This window comes from Roseobacter weihaiensis, assembly GCF_020622345.1.
Lineage (GTDB): Bacteria > Pseudomonadota > Alphaproteobacteria > Rhodobacterales > Rhodobacteraceae > Roseobacter > Roseobacter weihaiensis.
The window spans coordinates 49,225-55,366 of sequence record NZ_JACNMO010000032.1 but is presented as its reverse complement, the minus strand read 5'-3'; the positions used below and the strand labels follow the sequence as shown (position 1 = coordinate 55,366).

Here is a 6,142-nt window from a genome sequence, read left to right as displayed (position 1 = left end):
TCACACTCGACTTCTCGCGGCCGGGTAAACCGACGGACAATGCCTTCATCGAAGCGTTCAACTCCAAGTTCCGGGCCGAATGCCTGAACAGGCGTCGCCATTATCGCTCAGACCAATGGCGCTCCAACGGCAACTTCATGAGTCTTGACGATGCCCGGGCAAAGATGGAAGAGTGGCGTAGGGGCTACAACGAAGAAAGACCCCAAAGCGCGATCGGGAACAACCCACCGATCTCGCGGATGAATGGCTCAGACATGCAACAAGCACCCTGAGCCAAACCCCCCGAAAATCTCCAGCCGGGGGGTCCAAACAAGGGGAGCAGCTCAGCCGACAATGCACTAACAATCAAACCGGACCACTTAAGTGGGGCAGACCAGCTTTATAGGATATCATCCGGCACCAGATCTTGGTTTACCGCACTGGGTTTCTGGTTGCTTCATCCCTTTGTGAAAGCTGCCTGTTCAGTCCCGCAATTTCTCGGGCGTGGAATTCGTTTTCGGTTTCCCCTGCCGCCGGCCCACGCGACAAAGCGCGGGCAAGATCGAAGAAGCCCCGGGCAGGAAGTCCTCCTCCTGCGCGACTGACAGCTCGGGCCGCGATAAAGGGCTGACCATCGCGGGCGTCACGGCGCATCGTCGCTTCGAGCGCGCGGGTCACCTTGCGCACCGATCCCGGTGCCCAGAGACCAAGCGCGCGGGCCAGCGCCCCATAGGTCACAGTTTCTGAGGACGAAGAGAGTTCTTCGAGATACTGCCGGACACGATCCGCAAGATCCTGCTCTTCCTGACTGGCTGCTTTGATCAACTTGGGTGGCGGGATTTCGCGGGCGCTTCCATCGGCCATGACTTCTGCAGCCCAGGCCCGCGTGTCGCTGCGCACGACGATGCGGATGTTGCCCCTGTGCTCACCCACCCCGGTTTCAGTGACCCCGACCACATCGCCATTGCGCATGCCATCGCGCAGCGCCTCCGGGGTCAGCCCCAGCCGCGATGCCAGGTATTCGGGCGCGACAGTGATCTGGTCATCGTTCCAGCCAATGACGTCCGGTGGAATGGCGCGGTTCAGAACCGGCGATTGTCCTCCATCGCTGGCGTAGAAAGGATTGGCCCCGGCGGCATGGTCGGTCACGTCAATGATATCGCGAATGCCGGGCAGGGCTGCGCGCAGCATGCGCTCCACCCCTTGCCGCAGAGTGGCCGAGGATGCCGCGCAGCCTTGGCATCCACCGGACATGCGCAGGTAGACTGTCGCGTTTTCGACCCGGTCCACCGCAATGTGACCGCCATGGCCCGCGACGGATGGGTTCACCTGCTGTTCCAGCAGCGTCTCTACCGCGGTGAACATCGACATATCGGGATCGTCGACGGTGGTGTTTCCGCCAAGCGGTGCGTCGGTCTGATCAAGAACCGTGCGGATCGCCTCGGCGATGATGGGCTTCAGCGCGACCCATTCCGCTTCAACTTGCTTGCGCACCCAAATCGCCGCGCCCGCGACATGGACTTGGTCCACGCCATCGATGGCCAAGAGCGCCCGCGCCAGCGGGGCATCGTGATCGAGCGGTGCGTGCCCCTGTGCGGCACCTGCCTGCAGTGGCGCATCCAGCACGAAGCCGAGCGCGTTTGCGTCTGAAGGTGTGCTTTGCGCGCGGATGCGGCGGCGAACCTGGCTGTCAGACATCCTCAAGCTCCGTACCCTGTATCTCGCGCAGCGCCTTGAAGGTGTAAATGCCCGTGCTGTGGCCATCGCTGAAGGCCAGGCCGAGCGCGTAGTTCCCGATGCTCCAGATTCGGGTCAGTCCGATATCCAGTGGCACGCTGCTGGCGTCCAGCAAATCAGCACCGGTTATCTCATCCCGGCAGGCGGCGCAGCAGCATGCCAACCGCAAATCCAATGGGGTGAGGTGCTGCTCATGCCCGTCAGCCCATGTCAGCGCGAACCCGATGTCGCTCTGGTCAAGTGCAACAAGCAGATTGGCCGCCCCCCCCGGCGTGGGCGCGGAAGGGTCCGGCTTGCCGGACCCGTCCGTCAGGGTCCAGATGAAGGGTGTGCTAATCCCGCGGGTGGTGATTTTCCCGCCGCTGAGCGTTTCAGCGATCTGCCTGTAAGCGGCGGCGGCGGGGCTGTCGGGCGCTGCCGTGACAAGCGGGGTACCAGCATCCCCCGATTCCACCACGTCGGGATCGAGCGGCACGGAACCGAGGAACGGCACGCCGATATCCTCGGCAATCCTTTCACCGCCACCCTGATGAAAGATATGCGTGACCTCTCCGCAAGAGGGGCAGGTGAAGCCGCTCATGTTCTCGACAACCCCGAGGATCGGAACATTGACCTGCTCCATCATCCGCAAGCCGCGGCGCGCGATTTTGAGGCTGACATCCTGCGGTGTGCTGACCACTACGGCGCCGGTCAGTGGAAAGGCTTGCGCCAGGGTAAGCTGGATGTCGCCGGTGCCGGGCGGCAGGTCAAGCAGGAGCACGTCCAGCGCGCCCCAGTCCACCTGCTGCACGAACATCCTGAGATACTTGCCGACCATCGGCCCGCGCAGGATCGCCGGTTCATCGTCGGGCGATAGCATGGCCATCGAGATTACTTTCACCCCGAAAGCCTCGGAGGGGACAACTTTCTGATCCGGTGTCATGGCGGGCTTTGCATCGGCGGCGATGCCGAGCATGCCGGGGATGGAAGGTCCGTAGATATCGGCGTCAACGATGCCGACACGCAGCCCGGCCTCTGCCATGGCAACCGCGATATTGGCAGTGACGGTCGATTTGCCGACACCCCCTTTGCCGCTGCTGATTGCAATCATCTTGCGATCATGGCCTGTGCTGTCTTGGGTTGCCATTGGTGTTGGTCTCCTTCCGGTCTGCATTGGCGCTGGCGTTTAGCCGCCAGTGTAGCTTGCGCATAGTTTACCGAGGTCTGCTTCTGTCAGTTCGGCGGCCATACAGGCGCAGTAGCCGCTGTCGTTGGTGAGCGAGAAATGGGTGCAATCGCTACAGGTTCCGAAGGCGCGCAGGCCCTTGCGATCCGCCAACACCGAAGAAATCTGCGAGAGAGAGGCCAGCAGCGCCTTGCGCTGAGCAACGCCCAATTCATCAAGCGCCGCGATCAGAACGCCAAGCGGGTCATTTTCGAGCGCGCGCCAGCCCGCATCGGTCAGATCGAAGCGGGTACTGCGGCCATCCGTGTGCGACTTCTTGCGTGCTATCAACCCACGCTGCTCCATCGATTTGACGATCTGCGAGGCGGTGCCGCGCGTTGTCGCCTGGAAATCGGCAAAGGCGGAGGGCGTGCGCGTGCTTTGGTTGGCCCGGGAGAAAAAGCGCAGGCAGGTCCATTGCGCAGCCGTGAGTTCTGAACGGGCATCTTCGCTCCGCGAGGCCCGGCCGATATGGATCAGCAGCTCGGCGATCCTGTCTGTCGCTGCAAGAGACTCGGTCATGTTCATTTGATATCGATTCGAAACTATTTTGACAAGTAATGAAAGCCAATTTAATTTCGGTTCAAAACCAAATATGGTGTTTCCTGACGAACAAGGACTTGATCGGAAACCAAATGCCGGTTTCGGATTTCAGGCCATAAACTGTCGGAAGCCGGTAAGGAAACCCGTTTCATCCACGCCCATGCAACAGTGCCGGATTGGGCTTTCGCACATCGCTGTCTTTCTGGCGGACTGACTTTGCGTCGGGCTGGTGGTTGCGAGCACTACCGTTCATTCGTTTCCGGACGAGAATCCTCAGCGACCACCAAAACGCGAAACCCGACCAAAGGGGGGGAACGGAAGAGCAAGCCCGCCATGAAAGTACCCGCGAGCATTCTTGCAGCCGCTCGTCAGGCAGTCACGGAACTGGGGTCTTCAGTTTACCATTAGGCTCCTTTGACACGGGCGGATGCGATCTGAAGGGCTCAAAGATATACCGAAAACCCCCAGGCTCAGCTTGTGGACCTGTTGTAATCGCAGCTCCGAAAAACACTCCAAAATCTTTCAAACCACAAAAACTGCTTCGCCAGAGCATGATGACATCAGGTCTGGTCACAAAGGAGCAGGCCAGGATCGAAGTATCGCGGTGAACGTGGGGACCACATGGTTGCAGGAGGCCGCTGGCGCCATTTCCGGAACGATCGGGTTCGCAAGCCGAGTTCAAAGCCTTTGGGTTCGCGTCGGAATTGTGCCGTTTCAAAGGTCACAGCCCAAAGGGATAGGTTTCGTCTTCGCCCTCAGCGGCAAGGGTCGCAAGGGCTGTGACGGCGTTGGTTTTATCAAACCAGACAAAGGCGTCATACTGATCGGGTAGAACGGCAGTACTGCAGTGGATCGGTCTCTCCGTCTCGGGCCGGTAGACAAGAGGGGGGTCCAGACCCCCGGCTGCAAGTTCATTGGCGAGGTGTTGACCCGCTTCGGTCCGATCAGCAAATCCGACAACCACATTGTCCATGCCCTCAATCTGCCGGCATACCCCTGCTTGAGATTGATAAATCGCAACTGATGGGCTTAAGCCACACCGGGTCTTTATGCGTTTTGAGAGGGCAGCAGGACGGCCGCGCCCTGCAGGCGACCCTGTCTCAGATCATCCAACGCCTCGTTGGCGCGCTCCAGCCGGTAGGGGGTGATCTGGGTGCGGACACCGGCCCGTCGAGCCAAGGGAAAAAACGTCTCTCCGTCTTCCCGGGTCAGGTTGGCCACGGAAAGGATCTGGCGTTCGTGCCAGAGATCATCATAGGCAAAGGACGGGATGTCACTCATGTGAATGCCGCCACAGACCACGCGACCGCCCTTCACCAGATCCTTCAGCGCTTTCGGGACCAAAGCGCCGACGGGTGCGAAAATCAGAGCGGCATCGAGCAACACCGGTGAGGTTTCATCCGAACCGCCGGCCCAGACAGCGCCGGTTTCGCGCGCAAAGGCCTGCGCCGCCGTATCGCCTGGTCGGGTGAAGGCATAGATCTCGCGGCCCTGCCAGACGGCGATCTGGGCAAGGATATGTGCCGCCGCCCCGAAACCGTAAAAGCCCAGCCGCTGCGCATCACCGGCCAGCCGAAGGCTGCGAAACCCGATCAGCCCGGCGCAAAGCAGTGGCGCCAGTGCCGCCGGGTCGTCATGCCCGTCCAGCGCAAAGACATAACGCGCATCCGCGACGCATTCTTCCGCATACCCGCCGTTCAGCGTATAGCCGGTAAAACCCGGATCGTCGCAGAGGTTCTCGCGATTGTTCACACAGTACCGGCAGGTGCCGCAGGTATGCCCCAACCAGGGGACCCCAACCCGCTGGCCCAGCGCAAACCCGCCAGCGGCCTCGCCGATCTGGGCAACCGTTCCAACGATCTCGTGACCGGGGATCAGCGGCAAGGACGGGTGGGTCAGATCGCCGTCGATGATGTGCAGATCTGTCCGGCAGACCCCGCAGGCTTCGATCTTTAGGCGCAGCTGGCCCGCGTCCGGGCGGGGGCTGTCGACCTGCTCGAACTGCAGCCGGTGCGCCCCTTTGTGAAGTACCATCGCGCGCATCATATCCCTTCCGTTTTTGGGTCCATGGCCACAGGACCAACCAGACGCTGCCGTGGCGACGATCACGGCAACAGGACCGGCGCGGGCCTATTTTACCACGACCACTGTCTGTGCTGCGTGATGCAGCGTTTTCTGCGTTACACGGCCCGGAACCGCGGCTTTGACGGAACCAAGGCCACGCGCGCCGAGGGCAATCATGTCAGATCCCATCTCCGAGGCTGCGTCGAGGATTTCATCGCTGTAATCTCCTGTCCACACGGACGTTTGCGCCACCTCCACACCAAGCTCTGCGCATCGGCTGCGCGCCATGGCCATGAGCCGGTTTCCCAGGGCCGATGCGATACGCGCGCTTCGGTTCCCGGGTGCCGCGGCGCTGAGCGCATCATAGGCGCGTCCCGCGACACAGGCCATATCGGGCAGGTGTTCCTTGTGCACATGCTCGACCATATGCTCGATCTCTGCCATACGCACCAGTTCCTTTGCCGGTCGGCCATGCATCAGCACCGGTACAATAGACACTTCCGCACCAAACTTCGTGCAAAACTCGGCAGCCAGATCGAGAGCGCGGCGCGCAGGGTCCGATCCATCATAGGCTACAAGAATTCTGCCGATCATTGTCTTTCTCCCTGAGGTTGC

At 61.0% G+C, this 6,142-nt stretch carries 7 protein-coding genes; 1 reads left to right on the top strand and 6 read right to left on the bottom strand.

Going from position 1 to position 6,142, the window contains the following annotated elements:
- Positions 1-272 (top strand): integrase core domain-containing protein (locus tag H7847_RS23620; protein ID WP_227271951.1); only part of this gene is annotated, 272 nt, incomplete at its 5' end.
- Between the two features lie 139 nt (positions 273-411).
- Here the strand turns inward: H7847_RS23620 and H7847_RS23615 are convergent.
- The 6 genes from H7847_RS23615 to H7847_RS23585 all read right to left on the bottom strand — a co-directional run bounded on the left by H7847_RS23615 (position 412) and on the right by H7847_RS23585 (position 6,121).
- Entirely contained in the window at positions 412-1,677 is a 1,266-nt protein-coding gene (locus tag H7847_RS23615) for a DUF6522 family protein (protein ID WP_227271950.1), read from the bottom strand.
- Positions 1,670-2,842 (bottom strand): P-loop NTPase, encoded by a 1,173-nt coding sequence (locus tag H7847_RS27045; protein ID WP_319799791.1) that lies wholly within the window; start codon positions 2,840-2,842, stop codon positions 1,670-1,672. The genes H7847_RS23615 and H7847_RS27045 overlap by 8 nt, the downstream gene beginning before the upstream one ends.
- 39 nt (positions 2,843-2,881) lie before the next feature.
- Complete coding sequence (locus H7847_RS23600; RefSeq protein WP_227271949.1) at positions 2,882-3,442, bottom strand: MarR family winged helix-turn-helix transcriptional regulator; 561 nt, start codon at positions 3,440-3,442, stop codon at positions 2,882-2,884.
- 742 nt (positions 3,443-4,184) lie between these two features.
- Complete coding sequence (locus H7847_RS23595; RefSeq protein ID WP_227271948.1) at positions 4,185-4,436, bottom strand: erythromycin esterase family protein; 252 nt, start codon at positions 4,434-4,436, stop codon at positions 4,185-4,187.
- 74 nt (positions 4,437-4,510) lie between these two features.
- Positions 4,511-5,497 (bottom strand): zinc-dependent alcohol dehydrogenase family protein, encoded by a 987-nt coding sequence (locus tag H7847_RS23590; RefSeq protein WP_227271947.1) that lies wholly within the window; start codon positions 5,495-5,497, stop codon positions 4,511-4,513.
- Positions 5,498-5,593: 96 nt separating this feature from the next.
- The gene (locus H7847_RS23585; RefSeq protein WP_227271946.1) at positions 5,594-6,121 is read right to left on the bottom strand and encodes a universal stress protein; all 528 of its coding nucleotides are present in this window, start codon (positions 6,119-6,121) and stop codon (positions 5,594-5,596) included.
- Positions 6,122-6,142: the final 21 nt, after the last annotated feature.

Bases quoted from the DNA above. Each gene is read 5' to 3' on its own strand.
- H7847_RS23595 (WP_227271948.1), bottom strand. From the start codon at position 4,436: ATGGACAATGTGGTTGTCGGATTTGCTGATCGGACCGAAGCGGGTCAA.
- H7847_RS23590 (WP_227271947.1), bottom strand. From the start codon at position 5,497: ATGGTACTTCACAAAGGGGCGCACCGGCTGCAGTTCGAGCAGGTCGAC.
- H7847_RS23585 (WP_227271946.1), bottom strand. From the start codon at position 6,121: ATGATCGGCAGAATTCTTGTAGCCTATGATGGATCGGACCCTGCGCGC.
- H7847_RS27045 (WP_319799791.1), bottom strand. From the start codon at position 2,842: ATGGCAACCCAAGACAGCACAGGCCATGATCGCAAGATGATTGCAATC.
- H7847_RS23600 (WP_227271949.1), bottom strand. From the start codon at position 3,442: ATGACCGAGTCTCTTGCAGCGACAGACAGGATCGCCGAGCTGCTGATC.
- H7847_RS23615 (WP_227271950.1), bottom strand. From the start codon at position 1,677: ATGTCTGACAGCCAGGTTCGCCGCCGCATCCGCGCGCAAAGCACACCT.